The organism is Vibrio sp. nBUS_14 (assembly GCF_051201655.1).
GTDB lineage: Bacteria > Pseudomonadota > Gammaproteobacteria > Enterobacterales > Vibrionaceae > Vibrio.
This window is the reverse complement of the sequence record NZ_CP179206.1, coordinates 1,766,202-1,780,539: the sequence shown is the minus strand read 5'-3', so window position 1 is coordinate 1,780,539 and position 14,338 is coordinate 1,766,202. Positions and strand designations below refer to the sequence as shown.

Annotated in this window: 12 protein-coding genes; 4 read left to right on the top strand and 8 right to left on the bottom strand. The window is 43.0% G+C overall.

The window, feature by feature from the left end; genetic code table 11:
• Nucleotides 1–12: 12 nt before the first annotated feature.
• On the top strand, nucleotides 13–579 hold the full coding sequence (locus ACMAZD_RS08325; RefSeq protein ID WP_435249253.1) for a DUF1415 domain-containing protein: 567 nt from the start codon (nucleotides 13–15) through the stop codon (nucleotides 577–579).
• 38 nt (nucleotides 580–617) lie between these two features.
• Here ACMAZD_RS08325 and ACMAZD_RS08320 read toward each other — a convergent pair whose 3' ends face one another.
• Nucleotides 618–1,688 carry a sensor domain-containing diguanylate cyclase gene (locus tag ACMAZD_RS08320; RefSeq protein WP_435249252.1) on the bottom strand — a complete coding sequence of 357 codons (1,071 nt, stop codon included), beginning with the start codon at nucleotides 1,686–1,688 and terminating at the stop codon, nucleotides 618–620.
• A gap of 213 nt (nucleotides 1,689–1,901) precedes the next feature.
• Here ACMAZD_RS08320 and ACMAZD_RS08315 point away from each other — a divergent pair, with 213 nt between their 5' ends.
• Nucleotides 1,902–2,477, top strand: coding sequence for a nucleoside triphosphate pyrophosphohydrolase family protein (locus ACMAZD_RS08315; protein WP_435249251.1), 576 nt, complete (start codon nucleotides 1,902–1,904; stop codon nucleotides 2,475–2,477).
• A 203-nt stretch (nucleotides 2,478–2,680) separates the two neighbouring features.
• Here the strand turns inward: ACMAZD_RS08315 and ACMAZD_RS08310 are convergent, their stop codons facing one another.
• Nucleotides 2,681–3,169, bottom strand: a complete 489-nt coding sequence (locus ACMAZD_RS08310) for a GNAT family N-acetyltransferase (protein ID WP_435249250.1) — start codon at nucleotides 3,167–3,169, stop codon at nucleotides 2,681–2,683.
• A 439-nt stretch (nucleotides 3,170–3,608) separates the two neighbouring features.
• Between ACMAZD_RS08310 and ACMAZD_RS08305 the strand changes: the two genes are divergently transcribed.
• A complete protein-coding gene (locus ACMAZD_RS08305; RefSeq protein WP_435246940.1) occupies nucleotides 3,609–4,370 on the top strand; it encodes an IS5 family transposase in 762 nt (253 codons plus the stop codon).
• Nucleotides 4,371–4,529: 159 nt separating this feature from the next.
• Here ACMAZD_RS08305 and cydX read toward each other — a convergent pair whose 3' ends face one another.
• From cydX to ACMAZD_RS08275, 6 genes are all read right to left on the bottom strand, one after another.
• Nucleotides 4,530–4,631, bottom strand: a complete 102-nt coding sequence (gene cydX / locus ACMAZD_RS08300) for a cytochrome bd-I oxidase subunit CydX (protein WP_017109819.1) — start codon at nucleotides 4,629–4,631, stop codon at nucleotides 4,530–4,532.
• 10 nt (nucleotides 4,632–4,641) lie between these two features.
• Nucleotides 4,642–5,778, bottom strand: coding sequence for a cytochrome d ubiquinol oxidase subunit II (cydB, locus tag ACMAZD_RS08295; RefSeq protein WP_435249249.1), 1,137 nt, complete (start codon nucleotides 5,776–5,778; stop codon nucleotides 4,642–4,644).
• Nucleotides 5,779–5,790: 12 nt separating this feature from the next.
• Nucleotides 5,791–7,374, bottom strand: coding sequence for a cytochrome ubiquinol oxidase subunit I (locus tag ACMAZD_RS08290; protein ID WP_435249248.1), 1,584 nt, complete (start codon nucleotides 7,372–7,374; stop codon nucleotides 5,791–5,793).
• Nucleotides 7,375–7,549: 175 nt separating this feature from the next.
• Complete coding sequence (locus tag ACMAZD_RS08285) at nucleotides 7,550–8,968, bottom strand: PLP-dependent aminotransferase family protein (protein WP_435249247.1); 1,419 nt, start codon at nucleotides 8,966–8,968, stop codon at nucleotides 7,550–7,552.
• 201 nt (nucleotides 8,969–9,169) lie between these two features.
• Entirely contained in the window at nucleotides 9,170–10,618 is a 1,449-nt protein-coding gene (locus tag ACMAZD_RS08280) for a lytic polysaccharide monooxygenase (protein ID WP_435249346.1), read from the bottom strand.
• Between the two features lie 529 nt (nucleotides 10,619–11,147).
• The gene (locus tag ACMAZD_RS08275) at nucleotides 11,148–12,914 is read right to left on the bottom strand and encodes a hypothetical protein (RefSeq protein ID WP_435249246.1); all 1,767 of its coding nucleotides are present in this window, start codon (nucleotides 12,912–12,914) and stop codon (nucleotides 11,148–11,150) included.
• 131 nt (nucleotides 12,915–13,045) lie between these two features.
• Between ACMAZD_RS08275 and ACMAZD_RS08270 the strand changes: the two genes are divergently transcribed.
• The gene (locus tag ACMAZD_RS08270; protein ID WP_435248156.1) at nucleotides 13,046–13,993 is read left to right on the top strand and encodes an IS30 family transposase; all 948 of its coding nucleotides are present in this window, start codon (nucleotides 13,046–13,048) and stop codon (nucleotides 13,991–13,993) included.
• Nucleotides 13,994–14,338 lie beyond the last annotated feature (345 nt).

Sequence of the window (14,338 nt, the reverse complement as noted above, 5' to 3'; positions counted from 1 at the left end):
TCGGAACCTGTTATGTCGAACACTCAAAGCATAGATCTTCAAACCATCCACGACCAAGTAAAGCAATGGTTAGACGATGTCGTTATTGGCCTAAACCTGTGCCCATTCGCAGCCAAGCCACAACGTAATAAACAGATTAAGATCTTTGTGAGTGAAGCGAATACGGAAGAAGCGTTATTGGAAGACATCATGACGCATTTCGCAGAGTTAGATAACACGCCAGTCGCAGAATTAGAGACGACGTTGGTGGTTGTCCCTAACATGCTGCAAGATTTCTTCGACTACAACATGTTCATTGATTGGATAGAAGCGCTGATCAAACAGGAAGGTTGGGAAGGTGTTTATCAAGTAGCGACATTCCACCCAGATTATTGCTTCGGTGGTGCGGATCCAGAAGACGATGAAAACCTAACGAATCGCTCCCCGTATCCGGTTTACCATTTGATTCGAGAAGCAAGCATGGAAAAAGTGCTGAAGCACTACCCTAACCCTGAAGCGATTCCTGATACCAACATCGCGAGAGTTGAGTCGTTAACGCCATCGGAACGTCGTCAATTGTTCCCTTATCTATTCAGCTAATTGCGACAGTTACCCATTAAGAACAAACCACTTTCGACTTACATGCCGGAGTGTTCTTGATGGTATGGACGAGAAATAAACTGATCTCGTCCATTTTGTTTAGCAATGTAAAGGCATTCATCGGCAACTTTGATTAACGAGTCTAACGCCGACATTCTTTCCCCTTTGGTATCTCCAGTACTCAATTTAAAATGACACGCTCCGATTGATATAGTGACTGGCTTTCTATCGAGTGTGATTTTCTTCATCTCTCGCAAAAGCATCATGAACTTATCTTCAACATAACTGGGAGTTCGATTTGGATACCAAAGAATGAACTCCTCGCCACCAAAACGCGCCACAAACTCGCCTTCTTGAGTGTTATGACTCAACACGTTCGCTACTTTCTTTAAAACAACATCACCCATTTGATGGCCATAAGTGTCATTAACTATCTTAAAGAAATCGATGTCGACCACCGCGAGTGTCCCTTTTCCTAAAGAGCCTTTTAACTGCTCAACCTCCACATTCAGCGTTTTGAACAAGCAACGCCTATTTGGTAAGTGTGTAAGAGGATCATAAAGCGCTTGATACTCTAACTTCTCATTGAGCTCTTTGAGTTTTCGTTCTTGTTGTCTTCTTACGAGTTCCACTTCTATCCATGAGGCCATTAACCTCATCACGTCGATGTCGAACTCTTTGAATTCACGATGATAAGGAGCCGGGCTTGAAAAGTTTAAGGTGCCATAAAGCTCATCATTAACGAAGATAGGAATACCAATGTACGACTCCAAACCAAAAGACTGGTAGGCAGGGTGAGTCGCGTACTTATCGTGTTTGCAGCAATGTTCAATGCAGATAGGACTGATAGATTTACAGGTTATCTCACAGTAGGTCGAGCGATAATCGAAGGTGTCACCACTATTAAGTTCAACCCCCTCAGGTGTGACGCAGTGTTCAACTAAATACGTATTACCATCAACTTTCGACAAAATACCAATATCTAAATTAAAGCGTTCGAGCCCCATGATAAGCAGCTGAGCGATCTGACTCTCGAAGCCCTTTCGATAATCATTCGTGATTTGATACAAGCGGCGTATCACAATTTCACTTTCACTGGCTTGGTTCATAACTGGGATCCCACTGCTGCCGAGTTTAATGACAACATCAATATTTGGTATATTTAGAAGAGTAAAGGGTAATAAAACACAATAATCAATTGGTTTGTATGCAAAATACCTCATTGGTCCAATGAATAAAAGTCGACTTCTTCGACTTTGCGTTAGCACCCTATTCCCAGCTTTGGTAAAATACCCAATTAACGAAACAGAATGGATAGGAAAATGAACCTTTCTCAACTAAGCCAAGAAATCTACGATCACCTTTATCGCGACATTGAAGAGTTCCGCAGTACTTTTGATCTGCCTGTTGCTGCTCCTGAAACAATGGACGAAAAAGGCGATACGCTACACACCTCTCTAGCGATCGAAGAACTGACAGAACTTGCAGAAGCTGACTCTAAACTCGAACAAGCGGACGCTATTGTAGACAGCGTTTATGTTTTGATGGGACGTTTAGTTCACCTTGGCCAAGCTAAGGTAGAAGACAACCTAGCAATCAGCTACCTGATCGACCTACTGTTGAATGTTTCTAAAAACCGCTCAATCGACTTTCTGCCTTGTTGGGACGAAGTACACTCAAGCAACATGAGTAAAGTTTGCCGTAACGAAACAGAATACGCAGAAACTGAAGCTTTCTATGCTGAGCAGAACATCAAACTGATGGCGGTTCAAAAAGGCGAGTACATCATCGCTAAGTGTGCGGAAGATTTCGTTTCTGAAGGCAAGACAATTCGCCAAGGTAAAGTACTAAAATCTGTACACTACCGCCCTGCGAACCTTGAGTCTCTGACGGCTTAACTAAGTTTTCGACTGAACTAAAGTGACAGCTGAAGCGGTGAAAAGCTTCAGCTAACTTGAATAGAAAACGCCACGTTTTAACAACGTGGCGTTTTATTATCTGTCAGTAAATTCAACTGTATAAATTGCAGCTGTGTGTTGACTATAGCCGAGTGTCAGTTGCATCTAAGTGTTTATTGTAGCTGAGTGTTTATTGTAAAGTGCTATACCAGTCGTGCCATATGATAAGCCGCCACATATTCGCCATTTTTAAAGGCAAATCCAGCAGACTCCCCTTCAATCACAAAACCAAACTTCTTATACAGGCCGATCGCTCGTTCGTTATCGGTATAAACGGTGAGTTCCAGTCTTTTGATGTTAATCCAGTTGTCACATAAGTCGATCGCCGTTGCGAGTAATTGGCTACCTACACCTCTGCCTAACACATCGTCTTTAACACCCATACCAAAAGAAGCGACATGACGCCTTCTTGGATTTACACACACTTCTAAACCTAGGTTTCCAACAATTTCTCCGTCCAATAACGCGACATAAGAGTACACATTATCTGGAACATTTGAGATTCGTTTTTGCCAAGTTTCCAGAGATGGATTTGGGAGTTGCAGCGTACCGGTATAAGCATTAGTGCATTCGTAAACTTCTTTTATTCCCTTTGCATCTGACGGTTCAGAGCGTCTCACTACAATACTCATCGCAACTCCTACTGTTATTATTTTTTGCTAAATCTGAAGTACACTTTTTATGTGCACCTAGACACACTATCAAATAGTAAATATTTAACAATAGGTTAGATAAAATTGTTTCTATTGGGGCTGATGTGAGGAATGTATGTGGATGATCTGAAGAAGTAAATTTAAGGAATCAAGATTAGTTAAACTGAAGGTAATTCGATATGGGCACCTCGGGTGTGCCACACCGACAAATCTATGGAATTAGTTCGTACGTTAATTAACCCTCTTTCGAGTTTCGAAAGCATCCATTCGAATAAGATAAAGTGATCAGATTAAGTCCTAGCTCACTTGTTTCGTTTGAGATAATTCTAGGGCGTGTTGATCTTTCGTGAGTGTTTTTTGAACAGCATGGTAAAGAGTTATAATTTGCTTCGCCAAAAGTAAAACCATAACCAATACCATGCCAAGAACAATGCTAACTGATATTCGCTGGGAACTGCTACTCCAAGTTATGAAAAGTACAGGTCGTATTTACGATAAAACTGAACATCGAATGACATTTGAAGGAATACTTTATCGAATGAGAACAGGTATTCCTTGGCGAGATCTACCCTCTGAGTTCGGAGAGTGGAGTACCGTTTACAGACGATTTAATCTTTGGTCAAAGAAAGGGATTTTAGATAATCTTTTCATAAGCTTATCTAGCATGGCTGACTTTGAATGGGTATTTCTTGATGGCTCTATAGTTAGAGCGCATCAGCATAGTACAGGTGCAGCTACTGAAAGTTCAGAGCAAATAGGAAAAAGTCGCGGGGGCAACTCAACCAAAATTCACTTAGCTGTAGATAGTGGTGGCCTGCCGATTTGCTTTGATTTATCAGAGGGACAACGCCACGATATAGTGCATGCCGAAAGCTTAGTTGAGCAACTCGATGAAGTTAATACCATCGTTTGTGATAAAGGATATGACAGCGAACCTTTCCGTACTTTTGTTAAGGAACGTGGCGGAGAAACAGTAATTGCTAAACGCAATTACGGACAAGATATAGACAAAGACAGTATGGATTGGTGTCTATACAAGTATCGTCACTTGGTCGAAAATGCCTTTGGGAGAATTAAGCATTATCGAGCTATTTCAAGTAGATATGACAAGCTAGAAAGGAATTATGCCAGCATGTTATCACTGGCATTCATGTTAATGTGGCTACCGATGTATTGTTGAACACGGAATGTACAGCAAAGATCAACACGCCCTAGTCATTAGCTCGAATCGAGCCTTACCATTTTGGCCACTAACTAAGAAAGCAGCATAGCCATGATTTAAAAGCATAAAAAAGACCAGAGCATCACGCTTCTGGTCTTTTCACAAATCAAACGTCAATCAGAGTTCTGTTTCAGAATCACTTTTTTCTAAACTGATTACATTCAAAACAGCGAATGCTGACGCTAAGAACAGACCTAGTATCCAAACAAAATACCACATGAAAAACTCCTTAATACAGTGAATGGCCGTTGCGTTCGACATACTCGCTATCGAGTCGTCCAAACATGGTGCGATAACTAAAAGCGGTGTAACACAGGATGATTGGCACCATCACAAACGCTACGCCTGTCATGATGTTCAAAGTCAGTTCGCTCGATGTTGAATCCCACAACGTTAAGCTATGGCTTGGATTAACGCTAGACGGAATGATGAATGGGAACATCGAGAAACCAGCCGTTAAAACAATGCACGCATTAGTCAGACTTGAGCTGATGAAAGCCAGTGCGTCCCATTTTAACCTCGCGCTAATAAGCGCCAACAGCGGAATGAGCTCACTGCCAATCGGCGCAAACCCCATCCATGAATAAGTCTCAAAATTGGTTAGCCAAGCACCGGTTTCTGCTATCGCTTGTTTGTTTAACGGGTTTGAAACAGCGCTATGGTTCAACTCACTGACAATCAGATAGCCATTAATTTGGCTTATCGCTAAACCGCCAATGACCATCAGGCTAGCCACAAATATCGCACTCGCCTGCGCAACCAATCTTGCCTTGTTGTATAGCGCATCTGTCGTTTTCATCATCAGCCAAGCACTGCCTTGCAACAGCGCCATCAATAACCCAACAAAGCCACACAACAGAGCAAACGGATTAAGCAAATCAACAAACGATCCGTGGTATTCAACCATAAGCAAACTATTGAGCGAGAATGGAAGCCCTTGCATCAAGTTGCCAAACGCGACACCAAATAAAATCGGCGGAAAGAAGCCTGAAAATGAAATCGCCAAATCACACACTTTGCGCCATTGGTCGTTATCTATCTTAGCTCGATACTCAAGCGCAAGAGGACGCAGCCACAATGGGATAAGAGCCAAGTACATCGCAACATATAAGCTTGAAAAGGATGTCGCATACACTAACGGCCAAGCTGCAAACAAAGCGCCACCTGCGGTAATTAACCACACTTGGTTGCCGTCCCAATGGGGTGCGATGGAGTTAATCATCACTCGTCTTTCAGAGTTAGTTTTACCGATAAACGGTAATAACGCTCCTACTCCCATATCGAAGCCATCGGTGATCATAAAACCCATCAGCAACACACCGATTAGCACCCACCAAATTAAACGTAATGTGTCATATTCGAACATGAGTCAGTCACCTTATTGTTGAACTTGTTGTGCCAATTTGGCTTCAAGCGATGTTGTTTGTTCATAGTGATAACGCCCCGTTTTTAAACTGCTTGGGCCTTTTTTGACGACGGTAATCATCAAGTAACTTTCAACAATGATGAAGACCGTATAGAGACTAATAATTAGCGCGAGAGACGTCAGCAAGTTTTCAACGGTTTGCGAAGATGCCGCGACTGCAACAGGGAGAATTTCACCGACTGCCCACGGTTGACGACCATACTCAGCGACAAACCAACCTGCTTCTATTGCTACCCAAGGTAATGGAATTGACCAAAGCGCCGCCTTCAATAACCAAGGCTTTTGAGTGATGTTTTTACGGTAGGTTTGTAAGAAAGCCACGCCAAAGACAAACAACATAATGAAGCCACAACCCACCATGATTCTGAATGACCAGAACAGAGGCCACACTGTTGGGATTGAATCGTCGGCTGCTTGTTGGATTTGCTGTTCAGTAGCATCAGTCACGATGTCTGTGTATCGCTTGAGCAATAAGCCGTAGCCGAGGTCGTGCTTGGTTTGATCAAAGGCTTGTTCCGTGTCATGTGAGGTATCGCCAGCTCGCAAACGCTCTAGCAATTCATAAGCAATAATACCGTTTCGAATACGCACTAAATGTTGATCACGTAAGTCATGAAGACCCGTTACTTGCTCATCCAAAGATCGCGTTGCAATAATCCCCATCACATAAGGAATTTTCACAGCGAAGTCCGTTTTGCCTTCCTCTTGGTTGGGTAGTCCGAACAAGGTGAAAGCCGCAGGTGCAGGTTCGGTGTGCCATTCCGCTTCTATAGCAGCAAGTTTTACTTTCTGGACATCACCCAGTTCATAGCCGGACTCATCACCGAGTACGATTACTGAGATAATTGAAGCGATTCCAAAGGATGCCGCTACAGCGAAAGAACGCTTGGCAAAGGCAATATCTCGACCTTTCAGCAAGTAATATGAACTCACGCCAAGAATAAACATCGCGCCACAGGTATAAGCCGAAGCGACGGTATGTAAAAACTTAACCTGAGCAACTGGGTTGAGCACCACTTCGGCGAAGCTGGTCATTTCCATACGCATGGTTTGATAATTGAACTCCGACCCGATCGGGTTTTGCATCCAACCGTTAGCAACCAGAATCCATAATGCAGAGAAGCTAGAGCCCAACGCCACCAACCAAGTCACAACAAGGTGTTGGCGTTTCGATAACCTTTCCCAGCCGAAGAAGAAGAGGCCAACAAACGTGGATTCTAAGAAGAATGCGACAAGGGCTTCGATGGCGAGAGGAGCACCAAAGATGTCGCCAACATAGTGAGAATAATAAGACCAGTTGGTGCCGAACTGGAACTCCATAGTTAAACCCGTCGTGACACCCAAGGCGAAGTTAATACCAAACAGTTTGCCCCAGAAGCGAGTCATATCTTGATAGATTTGCTTACCGGTGAGCACATAAATGGATTCCATGATCGCCAGTAAGCAAGACATACCGATAGTTAACGGGACGAAGAGAAAGTGGAACATAGCGGTTAGCGCAAACTGTAAACGCGACAATTCAACTACATCAAACATTTAAGCTCCAAACATCATAATGATGGCTTTAATATTAAGAATTGGAGCGTATTTCAGCACAGTTCGAACAAACTAAACTAGAACAGATAAGCCGTTAAAAAACAGAACAGATTAAATGATCCGACGAGAGGCAAACTAGATTTCAGGTAAACATATTCGAAGATAGACTAACGACTTAGGCTTGTGATTCCATTGCCTGAATCAAACCACCTAGCGTACGAATGGCCTCTGCGATTTTGTCGTCGCAAGCATACGAGCAATTAAGTCGAATGTGATGGGAGAACTTCTTGTCACTACTGAATATGATCCCTGGCGCGACAGATATGTTGTGTTCAAGAGCTTGCTCATAAAGCTTCTCAACACAAACAGAGTGAGGTAATTCTATCCAAAGGAAGTAACCACCTTGGCTTTTATGAATCCGAGCACTCTGAGGCAAACTGGATTCTAGAAGTGCTATATGCGCCTTCTTCCTTTCGTTCAGCAGTTTACGAAGCTTTTTCAAATGATTGTCATAGCTATAAAACGTCAGGTAGTGAGACAAACCGAGCTGAATAGGAATGCTGCTGGAAAGTGTTGATAGGTGTTGCAATCGTTGAATCTTCAACGCTTGTTTCCTTGCAACTACCCAACCGATTCGAAAGCCGGGCGACAATGATTTAGAAAACGAGCCACAAAGCATGATCTGCTCGCCAGTGTCATAGGCTTTAGCAGGCAATGAGCTTTGATTACCGACGTGAAGCTCACGATACACATCGTCTTCGATCATCGGGATCTTGTGTTGATTCACCAACTCAACCAACCTTTGCTTGTTGTTGTCACTCATCGAATAGCCGACTGGGTTTTGTGATTCCGTCATGAACCAACACGCTTTGATGTCCATTGAAGCCATCACCGATTCCAACACATCAAGATCGATTCCGGTTTCTGTGTCTGTTGGTATTTCAACTGCCGTAAGGTTTAGCCTTTCAATGGTCTGCAACACACCATAGAACGCAGGGTACTCGATCGCGACCAAGTCACCCGGCTCTGTGCAAGATTGCAGGCAAAGATTAAGTGCTTCCATCGCTCCAGAAGTAATCACAATATCGTCTGGCAGTACATTTATACCGTGCATTTGGTAGCGTTGGGCAATTTGCCTGCGGAGTGTTTCACTGCCCGGAGGTAAATTAGTGAGCATGCTGTTGTCAGGCATTTGGCGGCTGGCATTGGCCAAACTACGCGACAATGCTTGATGCGGAAACAAAGCAGGGTCTGGAAATGCCGAGCTAAGTGGAATGATGCTAGGGTCTTTGGCTCGTTGAAGCACATCGTAAAGCAGATCACTGATCTTAACGGGATACGGCTTGATGGCTTTTTGCTTTGAATGATCTGAAACGAACACATTTCTGCGTGGTAACACGAAATAACCAGACTTGGGTTTTGAGCGAACATAGCCTTGGTCTTCAAGCTGCTGATAGGCTTGTAATACCGTCTCTGTGCTGAGTTTATAGCGCTTACATGCATCTCTAATTGATGGGATCTTCTCACCACTCAGCCAAATATTTTGCTCTATCTGATTCTTGATTGTATTGGCGAGTATCTGTGATTTTTTCATCAAAAAGTCTTTTCTATCAAACGTGCAAACAATGACTAAACCTTGGATATTCGAAGTACTCGGACATTTAGGTATAACAAAGCCCTACCCTAAACCCAATTACCTTCACGGTCGACTTGTTTATCTCTCCCATAAGAAAAGACACCACACTCGTCAAGCGAGTGTAGTGTCTTAGTTACTCAGTTTAGGTCAACTAGCTGACTAGTTAGCTGGACGCCAAACACCCCATTTGTCATTTTCGTAGGTCGCTTCAGGATTTGTACCACCTTGAACCCACCATTGTGCTTTCCATGACTGGTTCGAGTAAGTCACTATTTCACCACCAAGATAAGTCGCTGATGAATCCCAAGAGCCTGGGTCAGGTGTCGGATCAGGATCCGGCGTTGGATCTGGGTCTGGTGTCACGCCACCGTCATCAGCAATGACTTCGAATGTAAAGGTTTCTACACTCTCGCTTTCAATAGAGCTAGCAATGAAAGACAATGTTTCGTTCGCTGTAATCAAAGTCGTATCAACCACAATTGAAGCTGTACCATTGTTTTGAATACTAACTGCAGAACCTTGAGTCTGTGTTAGGTTTGCGGCTTCGCTCGTTGCAATCACAACTTTATCGCCAGCATTAACAACATTGTCACTCTTCACTAATTCGTAGATGTCGCCTTTTAACGGCTCAACACCGCCGTCACCACCTTCAATTAGAGTTAGCTGACCAGAAGCACGGCTATCCTTTGAGTTGAAGAAGTTACGTGAAGGATCGTTTTGGAAATACATGTAGTGCTGCATTTCAGCATGCCAGTCACCAATGAAGATCGCACCATCTTTAAACTCTTCGTGCCAACCGTTGATTTCCGAAGCCAACAAGCGAGCCCAATCGTTAACGTTCGTTTTATCAATAACAATATCAAAGCTACGTGCAACTTCACCGTATTTGTTGATGATGTCGTACTTAACTGTATCACCAATTTCTGGAGTACCAAACTGGTCAGAAACAAACAGGTCGCCACGAACTAGATCAGGCTGTGGGGTAGGATCTGGCGGAGGTGTTGTACCACCCGCGATAGTGATGTCTGAACAGTTGTAGAAGCCTTCGCCTGCAGCATCATCACGCTGCCAACGTACGTATAAGATTGCATCGCCAGAACGGTCTGAAGGAATGGTCACGTTGATACGGTATTTACCACCGCTAACAGGAACATTGCCCACTTCTTGGATAAGATTTAAGTCACCCCACGCTAGGCCTTTGCTCAGGTCTGCGTTTGGTTTCGTTAGGTAGAACTCCCAAAATGAAGGGTTGTGTGGTGCAGTCGCGTTAAACACATATTCAAATGTACCAGTGCTTAGCTCGGTGCGAGTCCAACCAGTATGAGGAGTACCCATACCGCGCTTTTGCGAATCATTGGCATAACACAATGTGCCATCAGGAATCGCCGCTTTCACAGCATTGATATTGTTGAAATCTTGGATATTTTTCGCGTACTCGTTACGTTGAACGAACGGGTATGAACCAGAAATATCTTTCGCTTGAGCACATGCAGCATTCGGTGGTGTACCTGACCAAATCCCGCCTTGCTCGTAACACGTGTTCTGACGTGCACTTGGAAATTCAGACCAACCATGAGCGTTTGCCACTGACGGCACACTCGATAGCATAGCCATACCTACTGCTACTTTTAGTATAGTATTATTTATTGTTGTCACTTTCCCACTCTCTATTATTTTACCCTGAGCACAACGTCAATTGGTCACTTACCAATCAACATTTCAGTTCGAGGGTTTATAGTTTTTATTTGAAGAACAACGAAAAATATATACGTCAATTTTATCAATAACAGCGGGTTTTATATTGATAGGAATCAGCATCACACAACTCAAACAAAAGCGTTCTAGATAGATGATGTTGCTTCTAATTATTGGATCTCAGTATCCTGTCCTGATTGTAGAAACAATATTCAAAGTGAAGAAAAAAGCGGCTTAGTGAGTAAGCCACTTTGAGGTTCTCATAGTCAAAAGATAATTAAATCAGCTAGATAAGTGATATCTTAGTCCAACTTTTTCCATTGCTGTCTCACTTAATTTGTAAAGTCGACATGATCATGGTGTTGGGCGTTAGAATTGATAGGCCGTAAAAAGCACAATGCTTATACTTCAGCACCCTTTTCATGAAATTATCAAATTTGGACTAAAGTAACGCTACAATACCAGCAACCTCCAAAGATTCCATTGCTGCTGCAGAAAACTCTTCTGCAGTCATCCCGATTTGGTAGGAACTATGAATGGCAGTAGTTGCAGCCTGACTTACGTCTTCTATAACTGAGCTCCAACCCACACCTGCAAGGCTTGTTGAGTTGTAGATGAACGGCAGACTATCAACGATAGACTGTTCAAAACCGTTGGCAACCGCAAACCTGGCAACAAACTCGCCTACTCCCATAAGACCAGCATCGCCCGCTTCAAACTCACTAGCACTGTGAAGAATAATTACAGATTCATGTTCAGCTACAACTGCATTTGCTTCATCAGTACCGACAATGACACTAATACTATTCACATGCTGACTGATCCCTGGGATAGCCTCTTCTTCCCTCAATAAGTAAGAATCTAACTGCCTAACAAAACTTGCAGCAGCCTCTTGAGAGTCAAACTTGATGACAGTTTGCTCTTCTATAGGCGCGATATCTGAAACCGTTTTTGTAATGTATGTAGCGCTCTCATCAAATGGAAGTTGATTAGCTGGCAAACCAGTGTGAAGTTCTTTAAATCCCATATCAGTCATAAAGTTAAGATCGGACTCTGAAATCTGATTCTCAAAATATTCAGCGCCATACTCTCGAGTAGGAAAGGTTAGATAATTTTCTAAAGCTTGCTTACCACCATTTCCTTGCAGGATCTCATACATATCATCAAAAGACGCATTTAGTTTCATTGCGTCAGTACCAGGACCAACTGTAGTTGCAGAATATCCAAGAGCCTGGAATACATCTTGAAAAACACCTTTTCGAGCTAGATAAATTGTCGTCCCAGCAAGCGCAGCAACGCTCACGCCAGCCGTGGCGATAACCGCAACTTTACCTGGCTGAAGGCCTTTATCTGCTGTCACATCATCATAAACCATTATGTTAGTGAGCATTGTTGGTGATGTCTGCTGACCACTGTTCGTTCTAGCAAGATTTGTGAAACTTAAGATAGTTTGTTCTTGCGTGGCTACGAACTGCAGTTCAACCTTTTCCCAATGATTTCGGCCGTTTTCGTTGTTATCCCACGGTGCATCTACAACCCCATAAACGCCCCCAGACCAAAACTCTTCTTGAATTAAAGGGTGTGCTTTAGTGATCAGCGTATCCTCCCCCCCAATGGACACACGTGTATTTAGTGGTTGATATGTATAAGAGAGTCCGGGATGCTTAACAAATTCACCAGTGATATCAAAAGAAAGCGTATAGCGCTGACCGGGTACAGTTTGAAGTATCGTTTTTATGGTTGCTTGACTATTCGGTTTACCGACAATAAGTGTAAAACCTCCCGAAGGTGCCAGCGCAGTATCCAGGTGTGCCAATTGTCCAAATGGCGCGACCGGACTCACACAACTAGAGTCAAGTGCTTCCAAGCACCACTCCTCAACTTTCCCGCCCAATATAGCAAACCTTGGGTTCAACACGAGCTGATGCTTTAAATAATATTGTATTGATTCAGCCACCTCTTGTTTTACTGCATCACGGTTAACACGGTTTTCATCATATAAAGGATTATTCTTATCAATAATTTCAATTTGATTTAAGTAAGACTTAGATAAAGTATCTAACGTGTTTCTAGGGCCATTATTTAACACGAAGTTGAAAGTTAATTCAGATTCTCTTGAAAGCTGGTTATTGGCTTTAAACTTATGTTCATGTGAACTGTTGAGTGTAGGAAAGGTATTGTGATCAGCAAATGCAGAATACTGGACCATGGCTAATGATATGCCTAGAGCTAGCTCCCGATTTCAGATAATAAGTGCGACATTCATGGAAAGGTGTAGAAGAGGAAGCCAACTGCTGAAAGTGGTACGCTCTTCTCGCCAAAGAAACAAGCAGTACTACCATGAATTATCAGCAGTTGACCGAGGGCAGAAGATACCAGATTTCTGCTCTTTTGGAACGGGGGATTTCGGTTTCTGAAATAGCTAAAACTGTTCAGTGCCATCGCTCTACGGTATATCGTGAGCTTAAACGCGGCAGTAGAGGCAGTCATTATTGCCCAAGCGAAGCTCAGGTATTCTCAATCAAAAAACGCACATCAGCTCGTAAATACAGAATACCTCAGGAGCGTGTTGATTTTATCCGTCTCCTTTTGGAATCGGATTGGAGTCCAGAGCAGATTTCCAGTGTATTAACGAGAGTCGGTGCCGCTGTCAGCCATGAGTGGATCTACCGATTTGTTGCGCAGGATAAACGCTTGGGAGGCAAGTTATATCGCCACTTGAGGCAAGGTCACAAGCGGTATCGTCGCGGTAGAAAAGAGAAAGCGCCAGCGATCAAGAATGCTGTTTCTATCGATGATAGGCCAAGCATCGTTGACAGTAAGGAGCGATTGGGTGATTGGGAAATCGACACCGTATTAGGCAAACATGGCACTGGTGCTATGGTGACAATTTTAGAGCGTAAAACACGATTTTACGTGGTCAAGAAAGTGCCATCGAAGTCAGCAGATGATGTCACCAAAGCCACCATCGAGCTACTCATGCCTTATAAGGAACATGTCCATACCATCACGGCAGATAACGGGAGAGAGTTTGCAGGCCACGAAACCATCGCAAAGGCGTTGGAGGCTGATGTGTACTTTGCCCACCCTTATAGTTCTTGGGAGCGTGGAGCCAATGAGAATGCTAACGGGCTTTTAAGGCAATATGTGAAGAAAGGAACCGACTTAACAACGGTAACAGACAGCGATATTGAATTCGCTGTATCACGGATAAATTATCGACCGAAAAAGTGTTTAGACTTCAAGCAACCAGCGATTGTCTTTAAAGAAATGGTATTGGCTGCTTGATATTGGAGAGTGTCGCACTTCGGAGTTGAATTCGGGCTTCTTTATAGTGATATTCATATGTTTTCTCAGTATTTAATAGAGTGAATTGATTACAGTGCAAACACAAATTAAAAGTATTTATGCTATTAAGAATTGTTTTTTAACGAATGAAACATAAGAAAAACAACCAAAACACCAAAAGGCATACAAGATACATATGCAACACAAACATCACACGAAAAAATCAATATGGCGAGGTAATAATTTAATTTTATGATAAAACAACTGTTACCTTGCTTTTTTATGCATCCAAATAGCGTTGAAGTGAAAGAATTGTTATCAAAAATAGATTATTGTTAAAATGAA